General features: G+C 42.0%; 25 protein-coding genes and 1 riboswitch. All 25 genes read left to right on the plus strand.

Annotation, left to right across the window (positions count from 1 at the left end; translation table 11 throughout):
* Positions 1-199 precede the first annotated feature (199 nt).
* Positions 200-949, plus strand: a complete 750-nt coding sequence (rnc, locus tag ACOJQI_RS07670) for a ribonuclease III (protein ID WP_421384544.1) — start codon at positions 200-202, stop codon at positions 947-949.
* A gap of 11 nt (positions 950-960) precedes the next feature.
* Positions 961-4530 (plus strand): chromosome segregation protein SMC, encoded by a 3570-nt coding sequence (gene smc / locus ACOJQI_RS07675; protein WP_421384546.1) that lies wholly within the window; start codon positions 961-963, stop codon positions 4528-4530.
* 14 nt (positions 4531-4544) lie between these two features.
* Complete coding sequence (ftsY, locus tag ACOJQI_RS07680; protein WP_421384547.1) at positions 4545-5546, plus strand: signal recognition particle-docking protein FtsY; 1002 nt, start codon at positions 4545-4547, stop codon at positions 5544-5546.
* Positions 5547-6176: 630 nt separating this feature from the next.
* Entirely contained in the window at positions 6177-6509 is a 333-nt protein-coding gene (locus tag ACOJQI_RS07685; RefSeq protein ID WP_421384548.1) for a putative DNA-binding protein, read from the plus strand.
* A gap of 12 nt (positions 6510-6521) precedes the next feature.
* On the plus strand, positions 6522-7865 hold the full coding sequence (ffh, locus tag ACOJQI_RS07690; protein ID WP_421384550.1) for a signal recognition particle protein: 1344 nt from the start codon (positions 6522-6524) through the stop codon (positions 7863-7865).
* A 117-nt stretch (positions 7866-7982) separates the two neighbouring features.
* A complete protein-coding gene (gene rpsP / locus ACOJQI_RS07695) occupies positions 7983-8255 on the plus strand; it encodes a 30S ribosomal protein S16 (RefSeq protein ID WP_119545936.1) in 273 nt (90 codons plus the stop codon).
* Between the two features lie 11 nt (positions 8256-8266).
* Positions 8267-8500: a KH domain-containing protein gene (locus tag ACOJQI_RS07700; RefSeq protein ID WP_421384551.1), complete on the plus strand. Its 234-nt coding sequence runs from the start codon at positions 8267-8269 to the stop codon at positions 8498-8500.
* Positions 8501-8967: 467 nt separating this feature from the next.
* Positions 8968-9354 carry a YlqD family protein gene (locus ACOJQI_RS07705; RefSeq protein ID WP_421384553.1) on the plus strand — a complete coding sequence of 129 codons (387 nt, stop codon included), beginning with the start codon at positions 8968-8970 and terminating at the stop codon, positions 9352-9354.
* An 11-nt stretch (positions 9355-9365) separates the two neighbouring features.
* A complete protein-coding gene (rimM, locus tag ACOJQI_RS07710) occupies positions 9366-9884 on the plus strand; it encodes a ribosome maturation factor RimM (RefSeq protein ID WP_421384554.1) in 519 nt (172 codons plus the stop codon).
* Positions 9884-10627 (plus strand): tRNA (guanosine(37)-N1)-methyltransferase TrmD, encoded by a 744-nt coding sequence (trmD, locus tag ACOJQI_RS07715; protein ID WP_421385421.1) that lies wholly within the window; start codon positions 9884-9886, stop codon positions 10625-10627. The genes rimM and trmD overlap by 1 nt, the downstream gene beginning before the upstream one ends.
* Positions 10628-10761: 134 nt before the next feature.
* Entirely contained in the window at positions 10762-11106 is a 345-nt protein-coding gene (gene rplS, locus ACOJQI_RS07720; protein WP_421384555.1) for a 50S ribosomal protein L19, read from the plus strand.
* Positions 11107-11295: 189 nt separating this feature from the next.
* Positions 11296-11847 (plus strand): signal peptidase I, encoded by a 552-nt coding sequence (gene lepB / locus ACOJQI_RS07725; protein WP_421384557.1) that lies wholly within the window; start codon positions 11296-11298, stop codon positions 11845-11847.
* Positions 11848-11888: 41 nt separating this feature from the next.
* Complete coding sequence (gene ylqF, locus ACOJQI_RS07730; protein ID WP_421384559.1) at positions 11889-12752, plus strand: ribosome biogenesis GTPase YlqF; 864 nt, start codon at positions 11889-11891, stop codon at positions 12750-12752.
* Positions 12753-12867: 115 nt separating this feature from the next.
* Complete coding sequence (locus ACOJQI_RS07735; protein ID WP_421384561.1) at positions 12868-13644, plus strand: ribonuclease HII; 777 nt, start codon at positions 12868-12870, stop codon at positions 13642-13644.
* Between the two features lie 16 nt (positions 13645-13660).
* Positions 13661-15508, plus strand: a complete 1848-nt coding sequence (locus ACOJQI_RS07740) for a hypothetical protein (protein ID WP_421384563.1) — start codon at positions 13661-13663, stop codon at positions 15506-15508.
* Entirely contained in the window at positions 15505-15789 is a 285-nt protein-coding gene (locus ACOJQI_RS07745) for an EscU/YscU/HrcU family type III secretion system export apparatus switch protein (RefSeq protein WP_421384564.1), read from the plus strand. The genes ACOJQI_RS07740 and ACOJQI_RS07745 overlap by 4 nt, the downstream gene beginning before the upstream one ends.
* 245 nt (positions 15790-16034) lie before the next feature.
* On the plus strand, positions 16035-17195 hold the full coding sequence (gene sucC, locus ACOJQI_RS07750; protein ID WP_421384566.1) for an ADP-forming succinate--CoA ligase subunit beta: 1161 nt from the start codon (positions 16035-16037) through the stop codon (positions 17193-17195).
* 16 nt (positions 17196-17211) lie between these two features.
* Positions 17212-18114 carry a succinate--CoA ligase subunit alpha gene (gene sucD, locus ACOJQI_RS07755; RefSeq protein ID WP_409253687.1) on the plus strand — a complete coding sequence of 301 codons (903 nt, stop codon included), beginning with the start codon at positions 17212-17214 and terminating at the stop codon, positions 18112-18114.
* A gap of 151 nt (positions 18115-18265) precedes the next feature.
* The gene (gene dprA, locus ACOJQI_RS07760) at positions 18266-19153 is read left to right on the plus strand and encodes a DNA-processing protein DprA (RefSeq protein ID WP_421384568.1); all 888 of its coding nucleotides are present in this window, start codon (positions 18266-18268) and stop codon (positions 19151-19153) included.
* Between the two features lie 308 nt (positions 19154-19461).
* Positions 19462-21537, plus strand: coding sequence for a type I DNA topoisomerase (gene topA, locus ACOJQI_RS07765; protein ID WP_421384570.1), 2076 nt, complete (start codon positions 19462-19464; stop codon positions 21535-21537).
* A 259-nt stretch (positions 21538-21796) separates the two neighbouring features.
* The gene (gene xerC / locus ACOJQI_RS07770; protein ID WP_421384572.1) at positions 21797-22696 is read left to right on the plus strand and encodes a tyrosine recombinase XerC; all 900 of its coding nucleotides are present in this window, start codon (positions 21797-21799) and stop codon (positions 22694-22696) included.
* 20 nt (positions 22697-22716) lie between these two features.
* Positions 22717-23259, plus strand: a complete 543-nt coding sequence (gene hslV / locus ACOJQI_RS07775; RefSeq protein WP_421384573.1) for an ATP-dependent protease subunit HslV — start codon at positions 22717-22719, stop codon at positions 23257-23259.
* 48 nt (positions 23260-23307) lie between these two features.
* Positions 23308-24720 carry an HslU--HslV peptidase ATPase subunit gene (gene hslU, locus ACOJQI_RS07780; protein WP_421384575.1) on the plus strand — a complete coding sequence of 471 codons (1413 nt, stop codon included), beginning with the start codon at positions 23308-23310 and terminating at the stop codon, positions 24718-24720.
* 153 nt (positions 24721-24873) lie between these two features.
* Positions 24874-25653, plus strand: coding sequence for a GTP-sensing pleiotropic transcriptional regulator CodY (gene codY, locus ACOJQI_RS07785; RefSeq protein ID WP_421384577.1), 780 nt, complete (start codon positions 24874-24876; stop codon positions 25651-25653).
* Between the two features lie 189 nt (positions 25654-25842).
* A riboswitch (cyclic di-GMP riboswitch) is annotated at positions 25843-25935 on the plus strand.
* A gap of 368 nt (positions 25936-26303) precedes the next feature.
* Positions 26304-26693: a flagellar basal body rod protein FlgB gene (gene flgB / locus ACOJQI_RS07790; RefSeq protein ID WP_421384579.1), complete on the plus strand. Its 390-nt coding sequence runs from the start codon at positions 26304-26306 to the stop codon at positions 26691-26693.
* Position 26694: the final 1 nt, after the last annotated feature.

The raw sequence follows: 26694 nt of genomic DNA on the forward strand, positions 1-26694 counted from the left end.
TTTCTAAGTAATGTGCCATTATACAAATTGTTGATTGAAGCGGAAGCTGGGCGACCTCCTGCGGGTCTAGCGGGACAGGTGAGACCCCGCAGGCGGCCGAGGAGGCTCACCGCCCGCCCCGCGGAGTCGTCCGGCTGCAGCGGAAATCAACTTAATTACTAAAAAATATCGTAATCATAAAAAGCAAGGTGGAGGCCCAATGCGGAAACAAGTAAGAAACAGGGATAAACAATCAATGCAGATCATTGATGAAAAATTTAAAGAGTTCCAAAGGGAGCATGATATTAAATTTAATAACGAGAAACTGCTCAGACAAGCCTTTACCCATTCATCATATGTGAATGAGCATCGGAAAAAGCCCTATGAAGACAATGAACGTCTTGAATTTCTTGGCGATGCTGTACTGGAACTGACCGTTTCACAATTTCTATATAAAAAATACCCAACTATGAGTGAAGGGGAATTGACCAAACTGCGAGCCGCCATCGTCTGCGAGCCTTCATTGGTGACATTTGCGAATGAGTTGAAATTCGGTGGACTTGTCCTGCTTGGAAAAGGAGAAGAATTGACAGGCGGAAGGGAACGTCCTGCTCTTCTGGCAGATGTGTTTGAAGCCTTCATAGGCGCACTCTACTTGGATCAGGGACTTGAAACAGTACTGACAATATTAGAAAAAAATGTCTACCCTAAAATCAATTCCGGTGCTTTTTCTCATGTGATGGATTTTAAAAGTCAACTTCAGGAGCTTGTCCAAAGAGACAGTGCAGGTCTAATAGAGTATGGAATCCTTCAGGAAAAAGGCCCTGCCCATAATCGTGAATTTGTATCAAGAGTCTGCCTTAATGGAGAAGAACTTGGTGTCGGGAACGGAAGATCGAAAAAAGAAGCTGAACAGCACGCTGCCCAAATGGCGTTGGAAAAATTGAAGCAGAAGCTTGAAGAAAATTAAGGGGGAAGACTATGTTCCTCAAACAACTAGATGTCATAGGATTCAAATCGTTTGCAGAAAGAATTTCTGTTGATTTTGTTCCCGGTGTAACAGCAGTGGTCGGTCCCAACGGAAGTGGGAAAAGCAATATCATTGATGCCATCCGATGGGTGCTCGGTGAACAGTCAGCCAAGTCACTTCGCGGTGCAAAAATGGAAGATGTCATTTTTGCCGGGAGTGACTCGAGAAAACCATTGAACTTCGCTGAGGTCACACTGACTTTAGATAATAGTGACGGAGCGCTCCCGATAGAGTACAGTGAAGTGAGTGTGACACGGAGAGTATTCAGGTCAGGTGACAGTGATTATCTTTTGAATAAGCAGCCATGCAGACTGAAAGATATCATTGAACTGTTTATGGACTCAGGGTTGGGCAAAGAAGCTTTCTCGATCATAAGCCAGGGGAAAGTCGAAGAAATCCTGAACAGCAAACCAGAAGAACGCCGGACGATCTTTGAAGATGCAGCAGGTGTACTAAAGTATAAAAACAGAAAAAAGAAGGCGGAAGCCAAACTTCATGAAACCCAGGACAACCTTAACCGGGTCAATGATATTATTTCAGAACTTGAAGGACAAGTTGAACCATTGAAAATTCAAGCCTCGATGGCCAGGGATTACCTTGAGAAAAAAGACGAGCTCGAAAAAGTGGAAGTCGGGGTCACCGTTTATGAGATTGAAGACCTTCATCAACAATGGCAGGATTTGAGCCGTGCATTTGAACTGCATGGAAAAGATGAACTTAAATTATCTTCAGAAATTCAAAAAAGAGAAGCTCATCTTGAAAAACTAAGGGATAACGCAGCAGCACTCGACGAATCCATTACTCAGCTGCAGGAGGTTCTTCTATCTACAAGCGAAGAACTGGAAAAACTTCAAGGAAGAAAACAAGTTCTTCAAGAACGTAAGAAAAACGCGTCAAACAATCGTGAACAACTAGAAAAAAACATTGAAGAAGCTAAGGTCCGAATTGAAAAGCTTTTAAAAGAGAAGCGGGAGACTGAAACTGAGTACAACGCCATCAAAACGGAAACAGAAAAGCTGAAGGGTTTACTGTCCGAGAAACAAAAACGTTATGAGTATTTCAATGATGACATTGAAACAATGATAGAAACCCTGAAAGGCGACTATATTGAAAAATTGAATCGCCAGGCAGCTGCGAAAAATGAAATTCACTATTTGCAAAATCAGCTCGAACAGCAAACCGGGCGCAGCAAGAGGCTGGATGAAGATAATGAAAAATTCCTTGCTCAACGCGAGGAAATTCAAAAAGCGCAAAAAGAAACAGAAATAAGATTAAAAGAACTGAAAGAGTCTATTGATTTACAGGTTGTCGCCTTCAGAAATGAAAAAACTGACCTCGAATCAATGAAAAGCAGATATCAGAAACTTGAAACTACTTTGTATCAGGCTTATCAATTCCTGCAGCAGGCAAAGTCACGAAAAGAAATGCTGGAGGAAATGGAGGATGACTATTCAGGCTTCTTTCAGGGCGTAAAGGAAGTCCTCAAAGCGAGAAGCAGTGTCCTGCAAGGGATAGAAGGCGCTGTGGCGGAATTGGTTTCGGTTCCCAAACAGTATGACAAAGCAATGGAGACTGCGCTTGGCGCGTCCATGCAGCATGTCGTCGTAGAAAGCGAATCACATGGCCGTGATGCTATTTCGTTTTTGAAAAAAAATCAATATGGACGGGCGACATTTCTGCCGATGAACGTGATAAAAGGAAAAACGATTCCTTCATCACAGTTATCCTTAATGAGCGGTCAGGAGTCTTTTGTGGGAGTTGCTTCCGAACTCCTGGAATATGATCGCAAATACGAATCAATTATAAGTAACTTATTGGGAAATGTCATCATAACTAAGGACCTTAAAGGTGCAAATGCCCTGGCGAAAACAGCAGGCTACAGGTATCGTTTCGTCACGCTCGATGGAGATGTCGTCAATCCCGGCGGATCCATGTCAGGCGGTGCGTCCAAACAAAAGAAATCCTCTCTTCTCAGCAGGAAAAGCGAACTGGAAGAACTGACAGAAAAGCTTAAGCAAATGGAAGTAAAAACAACAGGACTGGAAGAGCAGATCAAAAAGTATAAAGCGGATATTGCACGTAGTGAGAAAAAACTTGAAGATATGAGGCTTCAAGGCGAACAGCTCAGATACAAAGAACAGGAGCAGAAATCCAGGCAGAGAGAATTGGAACTTTCCCAAAAGAATATGAATGAAAGACTGTCCATGTATGACATGGAAAAAGGGGAATTTTCAGATCAGAAAAACAAGAATGAAACACGGATTCAAGAACTCAAAGCGGAACTAGGTTCTATTTCTCAGGAACTCTTGACAATGGAAGCTCGAATTGAGGAGTTAACCGATCAGAAAAATAATGACAGGTCGTCAAAAGAAGAAATTGCAGATGCTATCAGTGAGTTAAAGGCAAACCTTGCTGCCCGTTATGAGCAGCTGAATGCCAGCAATAGTGTACTGTCACGTTTGAATGACGAATTAGAACAGTCAGAAAAGAAACAGGCAGATTATGAGGAAGACCTCAACTGGCTTTCTGGCGAAATGGAAAACGATTTTTCCGGTGAAGAGCAGCTTCAGAGCGATGCTGATGCAAGGGCCCGTGAAAAACAGGAGACGGCAAATCTGATCAGCAGCCGCCGTGAAGAGAGAATGAAGCTTCAAATTCAAGTGGAGGATGAAGAACTTCACCTCAAAGAGTTGAAAAGGCAGCATAAGGGACTAATGGGAGCTCTGAAAGATGAGGAAGTGAAAATCAACCGGCTTGATGTTGAACTTGAAAACAGGCTTGCCCATCTAAGAGAAGAATATATGTTAACCTTTGAAGCCGCAAAAGAAGATTATCCACTGACTTTGGAAATTGGTGAAGCAAGGAAGAAAGTGAAACTTATCAAAATGGCTCTGGAGGAACTGGGAACAGTCAATCTTGGGTCGATTGATGAGTATGAACGGGTATCTGAGCGGTACCAATTCCTGCTTGAACAGCAAGCAGATTTACAGGAGGCGAAAGATACCCTCCATGAAGTCATCAAGGAAATGGACACCGAAATGGTTAAGAGGTTTGACTACACTTTCCATGCCATCAAGGCTGAATTCGAGGGAGTATTCTCAGCATTGTTCGGAGGGGGAAGAGCGGAGTTAAAGCTGACTCAACCAGATGATTTGTTGAATACCGGAGTAGATATCGTAGCCCAGCCGCCGGGTAAGAAACTTCAAAACCTTGGCTTGCTTTCAGGAGGAGAGCGGGCTTTGACGGCAATCGCCTTGTTATTCTCAATCTTGAAAGTCCGCCCGGTTCCATTCTGCATACTGGATGAGGTCGAAGCCGCACTGGATGAAGCCAATGTCCAAAGATTCAGTAAATATTTAAAGAAATTCAGCCAGGAAACTCAATTCATCGTCATCACCCATCGAAAAGGGACGATGGAGGAAGCACACGTCCTCTATGGTGTAACCATGCAGGAGTCAGGTGTTTCTATGCTGGTTTCAGTAAGGCTGGAGGATACTAAAGAGTTTGTTCAAGTTAAATAAGGCAGGTGCTTAGAGTGAGTTTTTTTAAGAAATTAAAAGAGAAATTTACAACCTCTTCAGATACTGTAACGAATAAATTTAAAGACGGCCTATCTAAAACAAGGAATAACTTCACTTCGAAAGTGAATGACCTTGTAGCAAAATACCGAAAAGTAGACGAAGATTTCTTTGAAGAATTGGAAGAGATCCTGATCGGTGCGGATGTCGGTTTTGATACAGTGATGGAATTGGTGGATCAATTGAAATTCGAAGCAAAACGTCAAAACATCCAGGAAACAAGCGAACTTCAAAGTGTTATTTCTGAAAAACTGGTAGAAATCTACGAAGGCGATGATGGAGCTTCCAGTGAGTTGAATATTCAGGATGATACTTTGACAGTTATCCTGTTTGTCGGGGTCAACGGTGTTGGGAAGACGACGACAATCGGAAAGATGGCTCATATGTTCAAGGAGCAGGGCAAGAACGTCCTGCTGGCTGCCGGCGATACCTTCCGCGCCGGGGCAATCGACCAGCTTGAAGTCTGGGGAGAGAGAACCGGAGTCCCTGTAATCAAGCACTCCGAAGGGTCTGATCCTGCAGCAGTAATCTATGATGCTGTCCAATCTGCCAAAGCGAAGAAAGCGGATATCCTTCTTTGTGATACAGCCGGACGCTTGCAGAATAAAGTAAACCTCATGAACGAGCTGCAAAAAGTCAAAAGAGTCATTGAGCGGGAAATTCCAAATGCACCACATGAAGTGCTTCTGGTACTGGATGCGACTACAGGCCAAAATGCCCTGCTTCAAGCCAAGACTTTCAAAGAATCAACTGCTGTTTCAGGTATCGTCCTGACGAAGCTTGATGGTACGGCAAAAGGCGGAATCGTAATCGGAATCAAAAATGAACTTCAAATTCCGGTGAAATTTGTCGGCTTGGGTGAAAAGGTCGATGACCTGCAGCCATTCGACGCTGAAAAATATGTATACGGCCTTTTCTCCAATATAGTGGACGAAGAAGAGATTGAAGAAGAAGAGTAAGTTATTTCAGCCGCGATAAGTGATTCTGCTTATCGCGGTTTTTTCATTCTTCCCAGCCCTCCAATCTGTACGCCGCTGAACGGGGTACCTCCACTTTTGATTCGTCCAGCTCCAGCGGCCAGCTCCTAGCAGATTTCGGTCTTCTTCCTTGCGATAAGTCATCATCGAATCGCTTCGCTCTTCGTGATTCCTTTATCTCATGCAGTGGCCCTCCAATCTGTACGCCGCTGAACGGGGTACCTCCACTTTTGATTCGTCCAGCTCCAGCGGCCAGCTCCTAGCAGATTTCGGTCTTCTTCCTTGCGATAAGTCAACATCAACTCACTTCGTTCGTTGTGTTTCCTTTATCTCATGCAGAAGCCCTCCAATCTGTACGGAGCTGAACGGCCGCTTCCGCTTTTGATTCGTCCAGTTCCGGTACCCCAGCGGCTAGCAGATTTCGGTCCCCTTCCTTACGATAAGTCATCATCGAATCGCTTCGCTCTTCGTGATTCCTTTATCTCATGCAGTGGCCCTCCAATCTGTACGCCGCTGAACGGGGTACCTCCACTTTTGATACTTGACATTCCCCAAAATCCCCTGTATTCTTCTAATGTAAAGGTTTTTCACTTAACACAAGGGGGAGAGGAAATGCTGGAGAAGACGACCCGTATGAACTATCTGTATGATTTTTATCAGTCGCTTTTAACTCCTAAGCAGAGCAGCTATATGTCCCTCTACTACTTGGACGACTTTTCTCTGGGCGAAATCGCCGAGGAATATGAGATCAGCCGTCAAGCAGTTTATGACAATATCAAGCGTACAGAAGCGATGCTTGAAGAATATGAAGAAAAGCTTTTATTATTTCAGAAGTTTCAAGAGCGAAACACGCTTTTGCGGGAAATCAAACAGTTGCTTAATACACATGACAATAAAACGTCGGAACTTGAAGAGCTGTTCGGAAAGCTCGAGAAATTGGATTAGGAGGCGGCACTTATGGCATTTGAAGGATTAGCCGACCGACTGCAAGGCACAATTCAGAAGATCCGCGGAAAAGGGAAAGTCAATGAAGCGGATGTAAAAGAAATGATGCGTGAAGTCCGTCTTGCATTGCTTGAAGCAGACGTAAACTTCAAAGTAGTAAAAACGTTCGTTAAGAAGGTAAGTGAAAGGGCTGTTGGCCAGGAAGTCATGCAGAGCTTGACACCGGGGCAGCAGGTCATCAAAGTCGTTAAAGAGGAACTTACCGAATTAATGGGTGGGGAGCAAAGCCAGATTGCTGTCGCCAAGCGTCCGCCTACCGTCATCATGATGGTTGGTCTCCAGGGTGCAGGTAAGACAACGACCACTGGTAAGCTCGCTAACCTTCTGAGAAAGAAATATAACCGTAAACCATTGCTGGTTGCGGCAGATATTTATCGTCCGGCAGCAATCAAGCAGCTGGAAACTCTCGGGAAACAACTGAGCATGCCTGTTTTCTCATTGGGCGATCAAGTCAGTCCTGTTGAAATTGCAAAGCAGGCAATTGAGAAAGCCAAGGAAGAGCACCATGACTATGTTCTGATTGATACAGCCGGACGTCTTCATATTGATGAAAAACTGATGGGTGAATTGGAAGATATCAAGGAACTTGCAAATCCTGATGAGATTTTTCTTGTCGTCGATGCGATGACCGGACAGGACGCAGTCAATGTTGCACAGAGCTTTAACGAATCATTGGGTATCTCAGGGGTTGTCTTGACGAAGCTCGATGGAGATACGCGAGGCGGAGCAGCCCTTTCCATCCGATCTGTTACAGAGAAACCGATTAAGTTCGTCGGGATGGGTGAAAAGTTGGACGCACTCGAACCGTTCCATCCGGAGCGGATGGCTTCCCGTATCCTTGGCATGGGAGATGTACTCTCACTGATTGAAAAAGCTCAGGCAAATGTTGATGAAGATAAAGCAAAAGAACTTGAAAAGAAAATGAGGACGATGTCCTTTACATTTGAGGATTTCCTCGATCAGCTGGGACAAGTTAAGCAAATGGGTCCTCTTGATGAGTTGATCAAGATGATGCCGGGAGCAAACAAGATGAAAGGCCTGGATAAGCTTCAAGTGGATGAAAAGCAGCTTAGTCATGTAGAAGCGATCATTCAATCCATGACCAAAGAAGAGAAGCAGCATCCGGAAACCATCAATGCCAGCCGGAAAAAACGAATTGCAAGAGGAAGCGGAAGGAATATCCAGGAAGTCAACCGCTTGCTTAAACAATTCGAAGATATGAAAAAAATGATGAAGCAAATGAGCGGAATGCAGGCCAAAGGCAAGAAAAAAGGCTTTAAATTCCCGTTTATGTAAGCTGAAAACCTTAACAGATTAAAAGAAAATTCAACTGTTAAGAAAAAACACTTTACAAACAAAATACACACTGATAATATATCTACTTGTGTAAAACTATTCGGAGGTGCTTTAAACATGGCAGTAAAAATTCGTTTAAAACGTATGGGAGCTAAAAAGTCTCCTTTCTATCGTATTGTAGTAGCAGATTCTCGTTCACCACGTGATGGACGTCAAATCGAAACAGTTGGAACTTACAACCCGGTTGCTCAACCAGCTGTAGTTGATATCAATGAAGAGCTAGCTCTTAAATGGCTGCAAAATGGTGCTAAACCATCTGACACAGTTCGTAACCTTTTCTCTAAACAAGGTATCATGGAAAAATTCCACAACGCTAAAAACAGCAAATAATTGTGGAACAAATGAAAGATTTGATCTTAACGATTGTGGCTCCCCTTGTGGACCGGCCTGAAGATGTAGAAGTACATGTTGAGGAAAAGGATGATTCCATCACTTATAAGCTTATGCTTCATCCGGAGGATATGGGTAAAGTGATCGGAAAACAGGGACGAGTCGCAAAGTCGATTCGAACAGTGGTTTATGCAGCAGCAGGATCACATGAAAAAAAGAGAGTCTTTCTTGAAATCGCAGAATAAAACAGCAAGAGCGGGCATAAGGTATTCTTTTTGATAGAGGAGAGCTTAGCCCGGACATATAAGACAGTTAGCAAAGGGAGGACAATAAGCCTCCCTTTTTACATACCATTTTATAATGCCAGGCGGAATGCTGGTTTTTAATATACATCTCTGGGTTCTGATCAATTTTAAATGCTATTTTATTTTTAAGGACTGGTTTAATCAGAAAACCTTTTTGGTTTAACCTCGTCCTAAGAAATCCTTGAGAGTTTATGAAGAACATTTGAATGATTTAAATAGAAGTCATTGTTTTGTTCATTGCGTTGATTGGAGCGGAAGCTGTGCGACCTCCTGCGGGACTAGCGGGACAGGTGAGACCCCGCAGGCGATGCCGAGGAGGCTCACCGCCCGCCCCGCGGAGTCGCGCAGCTGGAGCGGAAATCAACGACTCTTTTAATGCAAAAGCAACATTCACAGGAGGCGGAAAAATGAAGATTCTCCAGAATGTCACGGTTAACCAGGTTTTAACGGAAGCAAGCAAGAAAGCGTTGCTTGAAAAGTATGAGGGGAAGAAATTCCAACTGCAAAAAGAATGTGAACAACTGAGATTTGAACTGAAGAAGATGGAAAAAACCAAAAAGTACTCCTCTCAGAATCTTAAAGCTCATTTTGAAAAAGAAATAGATTCAAGAATTGAAAAAATCAAGCTTACAGACTTTCAAATTGACCAGCTCAATATACTTCCACTGGGCAGTGAGTTGAAGGATAAAGAGATTCAGGGGATTGTAGAAGTGGAAGTGGGGGATAATTGGGAAGAAAAGAATTCCTCACGGACAATTGTCATAAAAGACGGATATATAAGTGAAATACGTTAGAGGTGATACAGATGGAGAAGTGGTATAACGTTGGCAAGATAGTGAACACTCATGGTGTCAGAGGAGAAGTCAGAGTCATATCAAGGACTGATTTTCCTGAAGAAAGGTATAAGGCTGGAAGCACTCTTTATCTTTTTCAGGAAAAAGAAGGACATCCTGTTGAATTGACAGTCGAATCCCACCGTAAACATAAAAACTTCGATCTGCTGACATTTAAAGGGCTTCATGACATCAGTGAAGTTGAATCATTCAAGAACGGAATCCTCAAAGTCAATGAAACCCAGTTGGGAGACCTGGAAGAAGGAGAGTATTACTTCCATGAGATTATCGGATGTGAAGTGAAGACCAATGATGGTGAAGAAATAGGTTCGATCAAAGAGATCCTGACACCCGGCGCAAATGATGTCTGGGTTGTGAAAGGAACAAAAGGAAAAGAAATCCTGATTCCATTCATCGATGAAATTGTGAAGGAAATCGATGTGGAGAATAAGTTGATTATCATTGAACCCATGGAAGGGCTTTTGTCATGATGAAGATTGATGTCCTTTCCTTGTTTCCTTCCATGTTCAGCGGTGTTTTTGGTGAGTCCATCTTAAAAAAAGCACAAGAAAAAGGTGCTGTCCAATATAATGTTGTCAATTTCCGTGAATTTGCTGATAACAAACACGGTCAGGTGGACGATTATCCATACGGTGGAGGAGCGGGCATGGTCCTGAAGCCCCAGCCGATTTTTGATGCAGTCGATTCACTCTCCGGGGGGCAGGAAAATACAAAGAAGCCCCGTGTTATCCTTCTATGTCCGCAAGGAAAGCGATTTAATCAGGAAAAAGCTGAGGAGCTTGCTAAGGAAGATCATTTGATTTTTGTCTGCGGTCATTACGAAGGGTATGATGAAAGAATTCGTGAGCATGTTGTGACCGACGAAATTTCTATAGGTGATTTTGTTCTTACTGGTGGAGAACTGGGGGCAATGGTGGTTGTAGACAGTGTTGTACGGCTTCTTCCCGGGGTGCTGGGGAATGAGGACTCGCCTGTCCTTGATTCCTTTTCTTCCGGGTTTCTAGAGCATCCTCATTATACAAGGCCATCTGATTTCAGGGGGATGAAAGTGCCTGAGGAACTGATATCAGGTAACCATAAGCTCATAGAAGAGTGGAGGGAAAGGGAGTCTCTTAAAAGAACTTATGAGAGAAGACCGGACTTGCTGGAAAATAAAGAGTTGAACAAACGGCAAAAAAAATGGCTTGAAGAATGGAAAAATGATAGAAACTAGTTGATTCATGATTGGTGATATGGTATTATTACCTTTGTGACTTGATCAGATATTTTCTGCCGGGTCATCGATTAGGGTGTTCCGCTGCAATAAATCGTTTTTGTAAGAGCATCTGGTGGAAGGAGATGAAATAGATGCACAAATTGATCGAAGAAATTACAAAAGAACAACTTCGCTCTGATTTACCATCTTTCCGTCCTGGTGATACAGTTCGCGTACACGTTAACATCGTTGAGGGTACTCGCGAGCGTATCCAGGTATTCGAAGGTGTAGTTATCAGCCGTCGCGGTGGCGGAATCAGCGAAACGTTCACAGTTCGTAAAATTTCTTATGGTGTTGGTGTTGAGCGTACATTCCCTGTACACACACCAAAAATTGCGAAGCTTGAAGTTATTCGCCGCGGTAAAGTACGCCGTGCGAAACTTTACTACTTGCGTAACCTGCGCGGTAAAGCTGCTCGTATCAAAGAAATTCGATAATTTTAAGATGAAAAGGAGCTTGGTGACAAGCTCCTTTTTCAGTTTGCAGACAATGCATTATACATATACTTCTAAAATCACTCTAACTGCATCATATATCCTGTTTTGGGGTATATCAGATGTAAGCAGCGGCTATTTTTTGTAGAATATCAAATATAAGAAATAATCGAGAAGCAGGAGGGGAACCTGGTGGCCAAGCAGAAGAATGAACTGTGGGAATGGACTAAAGCATTATTGATAGCAGTTGGACTTGCTGCACTGATTCGCTATTTTTTATTTACACCGATCGTCGTGGATGGATTATCAATGATGCCGACCTTACATAATGGTGACAGGATGATTGTAAACAAATTAAGTTATACTGTAGGGGAACCTGACAGATTCGATATAGTTGTCTTTCATGCACCTGAACAAAAGGACTATATCAAGCGTGTAATAGGGCTTCCTGGGGATACAGTCGAATACGAGAACGATGTACTCTATGTTAACGGCAAGGCATATGAAGAGCCTTATTTGGAAGAATATAAGGAACAGATTGACGGGGGCCTGTTAACAGAAGATTTTACTCTTGAAGAAAAAATCGGACGGGAAACCGTTCCGGAGGGCACCCTGTTTGTCATGGGGGATAACCGGCGCTTCAGTAAAGACAGCCGTCATATAGGTGTCGTTGATATCGATGAGGTCATCGGCAATACAAATGTCATCTACTGGCCGATTCAGGATATAGAACTTATTAAGTAAGTGGACTTTTCTTAGCGAATATATTTATCGGAGGTGATTATATGACTATTCAGTGGTTTCCCGGACATATGGCAAAAGCCAGAAGACAGGTTACAGAGAAACTTAAGCTTGTAGATATCATTATCGAACTTGTAGATGCCCGCATACCGATTTCATCAAGGAACCCTATGATTGATGAAGTCGTTCAGCAAAAGCCCCGCCTCGTCCTTTTAAACAAAGCTGACATGGCAGATAAAATGATGACGGATCAGTGGATTAACTATTTTTCCGATAGAGGGATAAAGGCATTGGCAGTCAATGCGCAAGGCGGGACAGGCCTTGGGGATATAGTTAAAGCATCAAAAGATATATTGAGTGAGAAGTTTGACAGGATGAGAGCAAGGGGGATGAAACCGAGAGCAATCAGGGCGATGATTGTCGGTATTCCGAACGTTGGAAAGTCCACTTTGATTAACAGGCTTGCGAAGAAAAATATTGCTAAAACAGGTAATACACCTGGTGTGACAAAAGCACAGCAATGGATCAAGGTTGGGAAGGAAATGGAGCTTCTTGATACGCCTGGAATCTTATGGCCGAAGTTTGAAGACGAAGAAGTCGGATACAAACTTGCCTTGACCGGAGCAATCAAGGATACCATCTTGAATCTGCAGGATATTGCTGTATATGGTTTGCGGTTTTTAGAAAGTCATTATCCAAAACGCCTGGAAGAGCGTTATGGTATCGACTTCTTCCCGGAAGAAATTGTAGAAGTATTTGATAAAATCGGTACCCAAAGAGGCTGCTTGATTTCAGGCGGCGGAGTTGATTACGATAAAACCTCAGATTTGATTGTCCGTGATATAAGAAGTGAACGGCTTGGCAAGTTAACGTTCGATATTCCCGGAGAATATAGTGAGGAAGAATAGAACAAAAAGCTGATTCCGTAGGAGGATATACCCTTATTGAATCAGCTTATTTATTTTCACTGTCCTTCGCCGATATAAAAAATGACCATCTTTATAGAAAATAGGAGAGCAAGTTATGCCAAATACATATACAATCGCAGAAGCAGAAGAAATCATTAAAGAAATTACAAATGAGGATGATGGACGATTCCAATCTTTCTTGCAAGATGACAGAAAGGGAATCCAGAAAATTGTAGCAAGATGGTACAGTGATAGGGAGAAGCAAAGGGTTTTGCAAGAAGAATTCGCGCATATGAGTTCTTTTGAGAAAGATCTGAGGCTTCAAGGATTTGACTTGATAGCCGGTATTGATGAGGTAGGAAGAGGGCCGCTTGCTGGACCTGTCGTAGCAGCAGCTGTGGTGCTTCCTTCTGATTTTCACTTACTTGGCATCAACGATTCAAAAAAGCTGTCAGAGAAGCAGCGTGAGGATTTCTATGACTATATTACTCAAGAAGCGATAGCATGGGGAACAGGCATCATTTCTCCTCAAGAAATAGACGAGCTGAATATCTATCAGGCATCCAAAAAAGCAATGACAGCAGCGCTGAAGAGTCTTGGGATGAATCCAGACTATCTTCTCATTGATGCAATGGAACTGGGTTCACCCTACCCGGAAATGTCTCTTATCAAAGGAGATGCCCGCAGTATATCCATCGCTGCCGCATCCATTGTGGCAAAAGTGACAAGAGATAGAATGATGGAGGAGTATTCCCGTACTTACAGCGGATATGGATTAGAAAAGAATATGGGTTACGGGACAAAGGAGCACCTGGAAGGATTGAAAAATCAGGGTCCATCCCCCATCCATCGGAAATCCTTTGCACCGGTGAAGGAGCTTATGCAGAGGTAGAGAAGGTGGTGTATACATGCTTGAACGAAGTATTCAAGGGTCCTATCAAACTTTATCAAAGTTACAATATCCATCGAAATTAATGGACGGGCAAATGATTTTTGCGAAGATGGATAAACTTCTCCCGGAAGGAATGGCAGTTATAAATTATAATGGCCAGAAAACGATTGCGAAGCTTGAAGCTCCTCTCACTGCTGGAAACCATTATCTATTCAAAGTGGAAGTTGGGGATGAAGGAATATTGAAACTCAGGGTAATTTCTGCATCTCCTGCAAATGGCAAAAATCCCAACCCGGCCCTTCCTGAGAAGTTGTTAAACGAGTTAAGTCTCCCACAACGAGGGAACATTAAGCAGCTAATATCGATGCTTGTGAAAAATTCCCTCCCCTTCACGGAAAAAGAACTGGTCTTGATGAGTGATTTGCTCAAGGAAACTCCTGACAAGAATGCGGGAATTGAGGCTCTTATAAAAATAAAGGGAGCCAATATAACGGTCTCTAAGCCTTTATTTTATTCTCATCTTCATGGGAAAAGTATGGAACCCATGTCAAGTATGATAGAGGGGCTGGAAACGGCTCTTCAAAAAAGCTCCTCCAAATCTGCTGAGATGAATGAAGTGCTCAGGATATTAAGCGGGATAAAACAAATTGAAACTCCTTACCTCTTACGGAAAGCGGCCGGCCGTGCTTCAGATATGATCAAAGACCTGGATATTAGTAATTCAATAAGGACCTCTGCATTAAAACTTCTTCAAGCGCTTGGATTATTGCCTGAAGAAACTACTCTACAAAGTGTTAAAACATCACCGGACAAGGAAGGGAGAACAAGCCAACTTTCATCTCACTTCATCAACAGCAGTCCTTCTGCAGCACAAGTAAGGGGTAAGCTGACAGCCTTGCTTGAATTCATGTCGGCGATAAAAACCCCTGACAGGGAAGTACAGGCTTTTATAAGGGAAATTGAGTCGGTTGTAAAAGATATCGATTCAGAAAAAGGGACCAGACAGGAACTAATAAGGCCTGCCCTGGCATTGCTTTCAGAAGGTGACAAGCTGATTCTTCAAAAAGGGACAGTGCATGAGTTGAATGATTTGGAAAGATTTAAACTCCTTTTTGGCATGCACTCAGGGAAAGAAGAAGGGGTTCATTCAAGTTTTAAAAGATTAGTGCAGCAACTGGATGATGAAGCCGCTCCTGAACAGCCGGCCATCAGGCTGCTTCAACAGCTTTTGTCTGCTGAAGACGGCATCCATAAAGAAAACCTTCCTGCCATTATCAAAGAGCTGATCTCCAAGCTTGGGATAAATTACGAGGCGAAGCTTGCAGCTGGGGCTCCTGCCTTGAACGAATCCTTGAAGATGAGCCTGATTGCACTCTTACAAGAAATTCCTGCTGGAGAGATAAGAGAATATGGGGAGAGGCTGCTATATAAGTTGAATGGACAGTCGGTTTTATCTGGAGAGAACGGCCCATTGCAGATTATTCAATACCAATTTCCTCTATCCTGGCTTAACCAAACAACAGACGTTACCATGCAATGGTCAGGCAGGAAAATGGAAAACGGACAGCTTGATCCAGCATATTGCAGGATATTATTCTATCTTGAGCTGGAGAATATTAAAGAAGTAGTCGTCGACATGGGGGTACAGAACAGAGCCGTCACTTTAAATATATATAATGATACTCCTGCTCTAAAAGACATGGCAGCCCCTTTTTCTTTAGTTTTGAAGCAAGGACTTGAAATGATTGGGTATAAAGTATCCGCTCTTAATTTCAAGCAGTCCGAAAGCGGGTATGCGCCGGAAAGAATGTACCAGGAAATGACGGGGGAAGTTTCCTATTCGGGAGTGGACTTGAAAATATGAAAAAAGAGAATGAATTTATGAGAAAACAAGCAATCGCTCTTCATTATGAACAAGAGAAACAGCAGGCACCCAAAGTCATTGCCAAAGGAAAAGGGTTGATAGCAGAGAATATTCTGCAAAGAGCAAAGGAACATAATGTACCGATCCAGGAAGACAAGAACCTGGTTGAACTGCTTGGAAACCTGGATATTAATGAATCGATCCCTGAAGATCTTTATCAGGCCGTAGCCGAAGTATTTGCCTTTCTATACAGAGTGGATAAGGAAGCGAAAAGAAATTGATTATATTAGCATGGAAAGAGTCCTTGTCCAAAGATTAGGTTTGTGAATCTTCTTTCCTTTTTTTATTTTTCCAAGATAACGTTTTCAAGAGCAGACCCTGAAAAATATACGTTTTTTGACTCTGTTGCATTTCTGAATTTTTAAATTAATATAATATTTTTTGCAAACTGGTAGACATATAATCTTTCATTTTATACAATGAAAGCGCAGTCTATTTTTGAAAGAGTTTGATAGGAGGATGGAAAATGAATATCCATGAATATCAAGGTAAAGAAATCCTCAGAAATAATGGGGTAGCTGTACCTAACGGTAAAGTGGCTTTTACTCCGGATGAAGCGGTAGAAGCGGCAAAAACATTGGATTCAAGTGTTTATGTAGTAAAAGCACAAATTCATGCAGGCGGCCGCGGTAAAGCAGGCGGAGTTAAAATTGCAAAGAGTCTTGACGAAGTTCGTACATATGCAGAAGAGCTGCTAGGAAAAACATTAGTAACTCACCAAACAGGCCCGGAAGGTAAAGAAGTAAAGCGCTTACTTATCGAAGAAGGCTGTGACATTAAGAAAGAATATTATGTTGGTCTTGTTCTTGACCGTGCGACTTCCCAAGTTGTTTTGATGGCATCTGAAGAAGGCGGTACTGAAATCGAGGAAGTTGCTGCGGAAACTCCGGAAAAGATCTTCAAAGAGTATATTGATCCTGTAGTCGGATTGACTGGTTTCCAGGCACGCCGCATTGCATTCAACATCAATATCCCTAAAGAACTAGTTAATAAAGCGGCTAAGTTCATGCTTGGTCTTTATAACGTGTATGTTCAAAAGGACGCTTCCATCGTGGAAATCAACCCGTTGGTAGTTACTGGCGATGGAAATGTAATGGCATTGGATGCTAAGTTCAACTTTGATTCCAACGCTTTATACCGCCAGAAAGATGTTTTGGAGCTGCGCGACCTTGAAGAGGAAGATGCAAAAGAAATCGAAGCTTCCAAATATGACTTGAGCTACATTTCCCTTGATGGAAACATTGGCTGTATGGTTAACGGTGCAGGTTTGGCGATGGCTACAATGGATATCGTCAAGCATTACGGCGGCGACCCTGCCAATTTCCTTGATGTTGGGGGCGGAGCTACAGCTGAGAAAGTAACGGAAGCATTCAAAATCATCCTTTCAGATGAAAATGTAAAAGGAATCTTCGTAAATATCTTCGGCGGAATCATGAAATGTGACGTCATCGCTGAAGGTGTCGTAGAAGCTGCTAAGCAAGTGGAGCTTAAAGTTCCATTGGTAGTTCGTCTTGAAGGAACGAATGTTGACTTAGGAAAGAAAATCCTGAATGAATCAGGCTTGAATATCATTTCCGCTGAATCAATGGCGGACGGTGCACAAAAAATTGTTGAGCAAGTAGGATAAGAAAGGCGGAGGACTAATGAGCGTATTTATTAATAAAGATACAAAAGTTATTGTTCAGGGTATTACTGGTTCGACTGCTCTTTTCCATACGAAGCAAATGCTTGAATACGGTACGCAGATCGTTGCTGGTGTTACACCAGGAAAAGGCGGAACTGAAGTAGAAGGTGTTCCTGTATTCAATACAGTGGAAGAAGCGAAGAAAGAAACTGGCGCAAATGCTTCAGTCATCTATGTTCCAGCTCCATTCGCTGCAGATGCGATCCTGGAAGCTGTAGATGCTGAATTGGATCTGGCCATCTGTATTACAGAACATATCCCGGTTCTTGATATGGTGAAAGTGAAACGCTACATGGAAGGCAAAAAGACTCGTCTTGTAGGTCCTAACTGTCCTGGCGTTATCACTCCTGATGAGTGTAAAATCGGTATCATGCCTGGATACATCCATACGAAAGGCCATGTAGGTGTTGTGTCCCGTTCTGGTACATTGACATATGAGGCAGTTCACCAGCTTTCTCAGGAAGGCATCGGGCAATCCACTGCAGTTGGTATCGGCGGTGACCCTGTCAATGGTACAGACTTTATCGATGTATTGAAAGCCTTCAATGAAGATGAAGATACTTACGCTGTTATCATGATTGGTGAAATCGGCGGAACGGCTGAAGAAGAAGCTGCAGAGTGGGTTAAAGCCAACATGACGAAGCCGGTTGTAGGATTCATCGGCGGACGTACAGCACCTCCAGGTAAGCGCATGGGCCATGCTGGTGCGATCATCTCTGGCGGTAAAGGAACTGCAGATGAAAAGATCCGTGTTATGAATGAGTGCGGAATCGAAGTAGCTCCGACACCTTCCGATATGGGTGAAACATTGATCAAGGTTCTGAAAGACCAAGGAATCTACGATAAATGTAAAACTCATTAATATAGTAGAAAAAGGACTGAATATAATGGATAAGCCATTCATATTCAGTCCTTTTTCCAATACAACATTTTAAGGTCCCCCCATCCCTCTCCACCCCCTAATACAAACTCCCGTGTAAAGCACAGAAAATATCCAAATCCAGGAGGTCATAATGAATTCAGACAGAAATATTCTATTTGCCCTGCAGCACTGTGACAGCATAGGCTGGAAGTCGGTCTCACTGCTTATGAACCACACCTCGGGTCCCCGGGAAATCACAACTTTGTCCCCAAAAGAATTATCCAGAATCCTGCCCATCCCTTATAGTAAAATCAACACATTTTACCGCCAATTCCATTCGTTTGATCCGATAAAAAAGGCAAAGCAATATGAAGAAGAAAGAATAGGCTTTATCACGATGCTGGACAAAGATTATCCTCCTTTGTTGAAAAATATCTATGATCCGCCCTGGGTTTTGTTCTATTCAGGAAGAAAAGAACTGCTGGCCAGAGAACGGAAAATCGCCATTGTAGGCTCCAGAAAAGCGGATGAGTACACAGAAGCTTCATTAAAACACCTTCTTCCACAATTAGTTACAGAAGGTTTCGTGATTGTCAGCGGGCTTGCAGCCGGTGCCGATGAGTTTGCCCACCGGATGACGATAGGATGCAAGGGCGAAACAATCGGAGTGATAGGCGGTGGTTTTTACCATATCTATCCCGCTTCAAACCATAAATTAGCTGATTTTATGGCCAGCAAGCACCTTTTGGTATCTGAATATCCGCCTGATACAAGACCTCAGCGCTGGCATTTTCCTCTTCGAAACAGAATTATCAGCGGAATGACTCAAGCAGTGCTGGTCACACAGGCAAACAGGAAAAGCGGATCATTGATTACTGCAGAGTTCAGTTTAAATGAAGGAAGAGATGTATTTGCTCTTCCAGGCAGACTTGATTCTCCTCTCTCCGAGGGGAGCAACCTATTAATCCAGCAGGGAGCTAAATTGATCACATCTTCAGATGATATTATCTCTGAATACCAAACATACAATAGTAAATAAACTATAGGTTAAGATTCCTTGGCGCTTTACTTATTGTCAGACCTGTCATAGTATAGACGGACAGGAAACAGCATGCTGTATGGAGAAAAAGCAGCGGAATTTTTGAAAAAAACGTGATTATGTGTATAAAATATATAAAAAGGTTGCAATTCTTCTCAATCTGTTATACATTTTGCAACAGATAATATAAAGAAAAGAAACAGTTCCTTTATGTTTCAGCAGTTGGAAACGTTTCCTAAAACAGATAATTAACCTATAAAAAATGAAACGCAAAAATAAACGATTTCCCTCTTTAAGGAGGCTATTTAATGTCAGATTACTTAGTGATTGTGGAATCGCCAGCTAAGGCGAAAACAATCGAAAGATATTTAGGTAAGAAATATAAAGTCCGGGCATCGATGGGACATGTCCGCGACCTTCCCAAAAGCCAGATGGGGGTCGATGTAGAACATAATTTCGATCCGAAATATATCACCATCAGGGGAAAAGGACCAGTTCTGAAAGAATTGAAGACAGCCGCTAAAAAGGCTAAACGAATATACCTGGCTGCCGACCCCGACAGAGAAGGAGAAGCAATTGCATGGCATCTGGCACATAGTCTGGACATGGATGTCCATTCAGATTGCAGGGTCGTCTTCAATGAAATTACTAAGGATGCCATCAAGGAATCATTCAAACATCCCCGCCCGATTAATATGGATCTTGTAGATGCCCAGCAGGCGAGAAGAATTCTAGACAGGCTTGTTGGCTATAATATCAGTCCTCTTCTCTGGAAGAAGGTCAAAAAAGGTCTTAGTGCAGGAAGGGTACAATCAGTAGCAGTAAGCCTTATCATTGACAGGGAAAAAGAAATCAAGGAATTCACCCCTGAAGAATACTGGACTATTCAAGCTCAGTTTAAAAAAGGCAAGAGTACCTTCCAGGGTGCTTTCTATGGACTGGAAGGCAATAAGCTCGATTTGAAAACAGAAAAAGAAGTAAATGACATTCTTGAGAAGATTAAAGGTGATTCCTTTGAAATCAAGAAAGTGACGAAAAAAGAAAGAAAACGGAATCCTGCTTCTCCATTCACTACTTCCTCTCTCCAACAGGAAGCTGCGAGAAAGCTGAATTTCAGGGCAAAGAAAACGATGATGCTTGCACAGCAATTATATGAAGGAATTGAAATCGGAAAAGAAGGTACTGTCGGTCTGATTACCTATATGAGAACAGACTCCACCAGAATTTCTGAAGTTGCTCAAAAGGAAGCATCAGAATATATCACTGATAAATACGGCAGTGAATATACCAAAAGCCAGGAGAGAAAAGAGAAGAAAGGCCAAAAAGCCCAGGATGCCCACGAGGCCGTCCGCCCTACTTCCACTCTTAGAGACCCGGCATCTATGAAGGAATACCTTTCCAGAGATCAATTAAGGCTTTATAAGCTTATATGGGAACGCTTTGTGGCAAGTCAAATGGCTTCTGCTGTCATGGATACCATGAGTGTGGATATTGTAAACGGAGATGTTTTCTTTCGTGCAAACGGCTCGAAAGTTAAGTTTCCAGGCTTTATGAAAGTTTACGTGGAAGGGTCGGATGATCAGAAGGAAGAGAAGGAAAATCAGCTTCCTGCCCTCGAAGAAGGGGATGTTGTCAGCTATGCAGACATCGATCCGAAGCAGCATTTCACACAGCCGCCTCCACGCTATACCGAAGCGAGATTGGTAAAGACACTGGAAGAATTGGGGATCGGACGTCCATCAACTTATGCACCAACACTGGACACGATACAAAGAAGGGGATACGTAAGTCTGGATAATAAACGTTTTATCCCAACTGAGCTGGGTGAAATCGTATCAGAACTTGTATCTGAATTTTTCCCTGATATCATTGATGTAGAGTTCACCGCAAAGATGGAACAGGACCTGGATTATGTTGAAGATGGTAAAGAAAAATGGGTGAACATAATCGACCAGTTTTATAAAGGTTTCGAAAAACATCTGGAAAAAGCAGAAGAAGAGATGGAAAAAGTGGAAATCAGAGATGAACCTGCCGGTGAAGATTGTGAAAATTGCGGCCATCCAATGGTATTCAAAATGGGCCGTTACGGAAAGTTCATGGCTTGCAGCAATTTTCCGGACTGCCGAAATACAAAACCGATTGTCAAGGAAATCGGGGTGAAGTGCCCGGAATGCAAAGATGGAAATATCATCGAGAGAAAAAGTAAGAAAAAGCGTATTTTTTACGGATGCGATCAATATCCGAAATGTGAATTCCTTTCTTGGGACAAACCGATTGACAGGAAGTGTCCTAAGTGCGAACATCTCTTAATAGAGAAGAAGTTGAAAAAGGGCGTCCAGGTACAGTGTTCAAGTTGCGATTATAAAGAAGAAACACAGCAGTAGGGGGACAGTGAGCTTAAGAAGCTCACTTTTTCCTTTTATACTATTTATATGGTATCTTTGAATTCAAGGTATGGAATTACCATGAGCATTCAATTGTACTGTATATAGCTTACAGTGATTTGGTAAAAATAAAAGGAAGTATCAAATTGAAACAAAGGCATAAGAAACAATTCAGAACTTTGTGAAAAATTTGTAAACTCCATTGCATGGGCTACTAAATTGTGATACTATTTAGTAGCCTTTTGTGAGGTGATAACTAATGTCGGAGAATTTACACCATTATCTGAATAACTTTATTACATATTTGCAGATTGAGAAAAACTATTCAGAGTATACCGTTACTTTTTATAAGGATGATATCAGGGAATTTTTTCAATTTATGAATGAACAGAACTTGCGCTTGCTGCCTGAGATTGAATATTTCGATGCCCGTTTATTCTTGACCGGGTTGCATGAAAAAAAATATGCTAGAGCATCCATCTCAAGGAAAGTTTCAAGTTTAAGGAGCTTTTTCAGGTTTCTGAATCGGGAAAGGGTGATTTCTGAGAATCCTTTTGCTTTGGTTAGCAGCCCAAAAGCTGAAAAGAGACTCCCAGAGTTCTTCTACGAAGAAGAAATGGAAAACCTTTTAAAAGCATGTGATGGCGATGAACCTATCCCAATGAGGAACAAAGCGATGTTTGAATTGTTTTATGCAACTGGAATAAGGGTAAGTGAATGTGCAGGACTTCGGATGAAAGATCTGGATTTCTCGTTATCGACTATCTTGGTAAAAGGGAAAGGCAGTAAGGAAAGGTATGTCCCTTTTGGAACTTATGCACATGAAGCTCTGGAAAAGTACATAAATATATCACGCGGACAGCTGCTGAAGAACGAGGACCATGAATATGTATTCGTTAACTATAGAGGAGGCCCTTTGACTCCCAGAGGAATACGGCATGTGTTGAGTGAAATCATCAAAAAGGCCTCTTTGAATGCGAAAATTCATCCTCATATGCTCAGGCATACGTTTGCGACTCATTTATTAAACAACGGGGCGGATCTTCGAACTGTTCAAGAACTTCTTGGACATGAGAATTTGTCGTCTACTCAAATCTATACGCATGTGACAAAAGACCACCTTAGAAAAACATACTTGAATCACCATCCTCGTGCATAATTGAAAAGGAGGTAATACAAATGGGAAATTTTCATGCAACAACGATTTTTGCTGTCAGGCATAAAGGTGAATGTGCCATGTCAGGCGACGGCCAGGTTACATTTGGGAATGCTGTCGTGATGAAGCATACTGCAAAGAAAGTCAGAAAACTTTTTAATGGAAAAGTTGTAGCAGGCTTTGCCGGGTCAGTGGCAGATGCTTTTACTCTATTTGAGATGTTCGAGGGTAAGCTGCAGGAATTCAACGGTAATCTTCAGAGAGCTGCAGTCGAATTGGCGAAACAATGGAGAAGTGATAAAGTGCTTCGCAAACTTGAAGCTATGCTGATCGTCATGAATGATGAGGATTTACTTCTTATTTCCGGTACAGGCGAGGTAATTGAACCGGATGATGGAATCCTTGCAATCGGTTCAGGAGGAAATTATGCACTGGCTGCGGGCCGGGCCTTAAAGCATCACAGCGGTGAGCACTTGAGTGCAGAACAAATTGCAAAAGCTGCACTGGAAATTGCAGCCGATATTTGTGTTTATACCAATAACAACATTATTGTTGAAACACTTTGACACTTAGCTTATAAGCAGTTCCAACCTATTGAAAAGGAGTGTATCTCTTTGAAAAAACAAGCCAATCAGTTAACTCCAAGGCAAATTGTCGATCGACTTGATCAATATATTGTGGGACAGAATGATGCGAAGCGTGCGGTTGCAATCGCATTGAGGAACCGCTACAGAAGAAGTCTCCTTGCTGAAAACCTCCGTGAAGAAGTGGTACCTAAGAATATTCTTATGATGGGACCCACAGGTGTCGGAAAAACTGAAATTGCAAGACGAATGGCAAAGCTGGTCGGAGCTCCGTTTATAAAAGTGGAAGCTACTAAGTTCACAGAAGTCGGTTATGTTGGCCGAGATGTGGAGTCCATGGTGAGGGATCTTGTTGAAACCTCTGTCCGGCTTGTTAAAGAAGAACAAATGTCCGATGTGAAGGAAGCAGCAGAAGAAAACGCTAATCGTCGTCTGGTGGAACTTCTTGTTCCGTCCAAAAAGAAGAATAATAATTATAAAAATCCATTTGAAATGATTTTCGGGGGCAGCCAGGGAAATCAACAGCAGGATGATGAAGAACAAAAAGAAGAGACAACGATTCACGACAGGCGCAGAGTGATTGCTGACAAGCTTGAAAAAGGTGAACTCGAAGAAGAGTTTATTACAGTGGAAATTGAAGAACAGCAAGGATCGATGTTTGATATGCTTCAAGGCTCTGGAATGGAGCAAATGGGCATGAACATGCAGGATGCACTCGGCGGTCTGATGCCTAAAAAGAAGAAAAAGAGAAAAATGAAGGTAAAAGAGGCAAGGCCAGTATTGATCAATGAAGAAGCACAGAAATTGATTGATATGGATGAGGTAACCCAAGAAGGAATTATTCGAGCTGAGCAAAGTGGAATAATTTTCATTGATGAAATTGATAAAATTGCCAGCAAAAGTTCCAGCCAATCTTCCGGTGAAGTATCAAGAGAAGGTGTTCAACGTGACATCCTGCCGATTGTGGAAGGCTCAACTGTGGTAACGAAACATGGATCAGTCAAGACTGATTATATGCTTTTCATTGCTGCAGGTGCATTCCATACAGCTAAACCTTCTGATTTGATTCCCGAGCTTCAGGGGCGATTCCCGATCAGGGTGGAACTAATGAAGCTGTCGGTCGAGGACTTTGTAAGAATTCTCGTAGAACCGGATAATGCAATTGTGAAACAATATATTGCACTTTTGGAAACTGAAGGTATACAAATTGAATTTTCTGACGATGCTATTTGTAGGATGGCTGAAATCGCCTTTTCAGTAAACCAGAATACTGACAATATTGGTGCCCGCCGCCTTCATACAATTATGGAAAAACTGCTTGAAGACCTATCATTTGAGGCTCCGGATATTACCATGGAGAAGATAACCATCACACCTTCCTATGTAGAGGATAAGCTTGGAGCAATCTCTCAGGATAAAGACCTAAGCCAGTTTATTCTATAAGTTTGCAGGTTACCCGTGAAGGGTAAAAATCTATTGCAGATAAATCCAGGAATATTCGTAAACTATCCTGATTGCTATACGAACTATACCAGTCAATCGCGGATCTAATTATATAAATATAGAAACTATTCAGTTGCACTAGGAGGAAATGAAATGAATTTATTAAGTAAAACAAGAACAATCAATGCAATGCTGCAAAAAGCAGCAGGAAAACCAGTTAACTTTAAAGAAATGGCTGAAACATTAAGCTCAGTTATCATCGCAAATGTATTTGTTGTGAGCCGCCGAGGAAAGCTGTTAGGTTTCGCAGTCAATCAAAAGATTGAAAATGAAAGAATGAAGAAAATGCTTGAAGACCGCCAATTCCCGGAAGAATATACGAACAGCCTGTTCAACATTCAAGAAACATCATCAAATTTGGATATTGACAGTCAATATACTGCATTCCCAGTGGAAAACAGAGAGTTGTTCAAGAACGGCCTCACAACGATCGTACCGATTATCGGTGGAGGGGAGCGTCTTGGTACATTGATTCTCGCCCGCCTGGAAGACAGCTTTGATGATGATGACCTGATTCTTGGTGAATACGGTGCTACCGTAGTTGGAATGGAGATCCTTCGTGAAAAATCAGAAGAGATTGAAGTGGAAGCACGAAGCAAAGCTGTAGTACAAATGGCAATCAGCTCTCTTTCTTATAGTGAACTAGAGGCAATTGAACACATCTTTGAAGAACTGGATGGAAACGAAGGTTTGCTTGTTGCTTCTAAGATTGCTGACAGAGTTGGGATTACAAGATCAGTAATCGTAAATGCTCTTCGTAAACTTGAAAGTGCCGGTGTCATAGAATCTCGTTCATTAGGAATGAAGGGAACATATATTAAAGTCCTGAATGATAAGTTCCTGGTTGAACTGGATAAGTTAAAGACCAACTAATATACGAACCGCTAATCCAAATGGATTAGCGGTTTTTTTCTATCTTCAGGAAAAATTGAGGATTATTGATAGAATTCTTTTAAAAAAGGGTATAAAGTCCTAATAGTATTACGGGGGAAAGGGTTGAATTTGGCGACGTACATAGTAAAATAAGATTACAGACTATTTCCGACAATTTTCAACAAAATTTCATAGAAAAGGCAAACTCATCTGAAAAGGGAGGACGCAAAGCCACGGGCCTACATGCATATCCATATGTATATTGGCAGCCGGGTTACCTAATGGAGAAATGGCACATTTTTGGAGCGATCTCTTAAGGATCGCTATATTTATGAAGTTTTATATTGGTATTTTATTCCATTAAAGAAGCGGCCCTATGCTATTCGCTTGGGGATGTAGAAAAGAATGGAAGAAATACGGTAGGAAAGACTTGATTATCAGGAAGGATAAGTAAGAAATTCACTAAATCGGATACACATTTAAAAAAACACGCAAAAAGTCCCTGACAAAAATGAATAAGAAGTAGGAATAAAATTAACGGAATATTCATAGACACTTATTTTGCTTAATATTACAATAGATATTATAATTCCGTAAAAAATGTCAAATTTCATTAATCTTTGACAAAAACTTGGTTAGAGGTGTAAAAAATGAGTTTGTTTTCCAACACCATTCACTCTCTTGAAAATGGTTTGAATTATTCTTCTGCCAAGCAGAAGGTAATTTCTCAGAATATAGCCAATGTTGATACACCAAATTACAAAGCGAAGTCTATCAACTTTAAAGATCACTTAAACGATTCGATTTCAACATTGGAAGCGAACAGAACGAATCCCCGCCACTTTGAGTTCCCTGGCAGTAAAAGAAATGGATATTCCATCAACAGCCGGCCTTTTCAATATAACCACAATGGAAATGGTGTGGATATCGATAAGGAAATGTCTGATATGGCAGCGAATCAAATTTATTTTAATGCTCTATCAGACCGGATTAATGGTAAATTCAACTCTTTGAAGTCTGTAATCAGGGGAGGTAAATAAT

It is taken from the genome of Bacillus salacetis (genome assembly GCF_049177075.1).
GTDB classification, from domain to species: Bacteria; Bacillota; Bacilli; order Bacillales; family Bacillaceae_B; genus Rossellomorea; species Rossellomorea salacetis_A.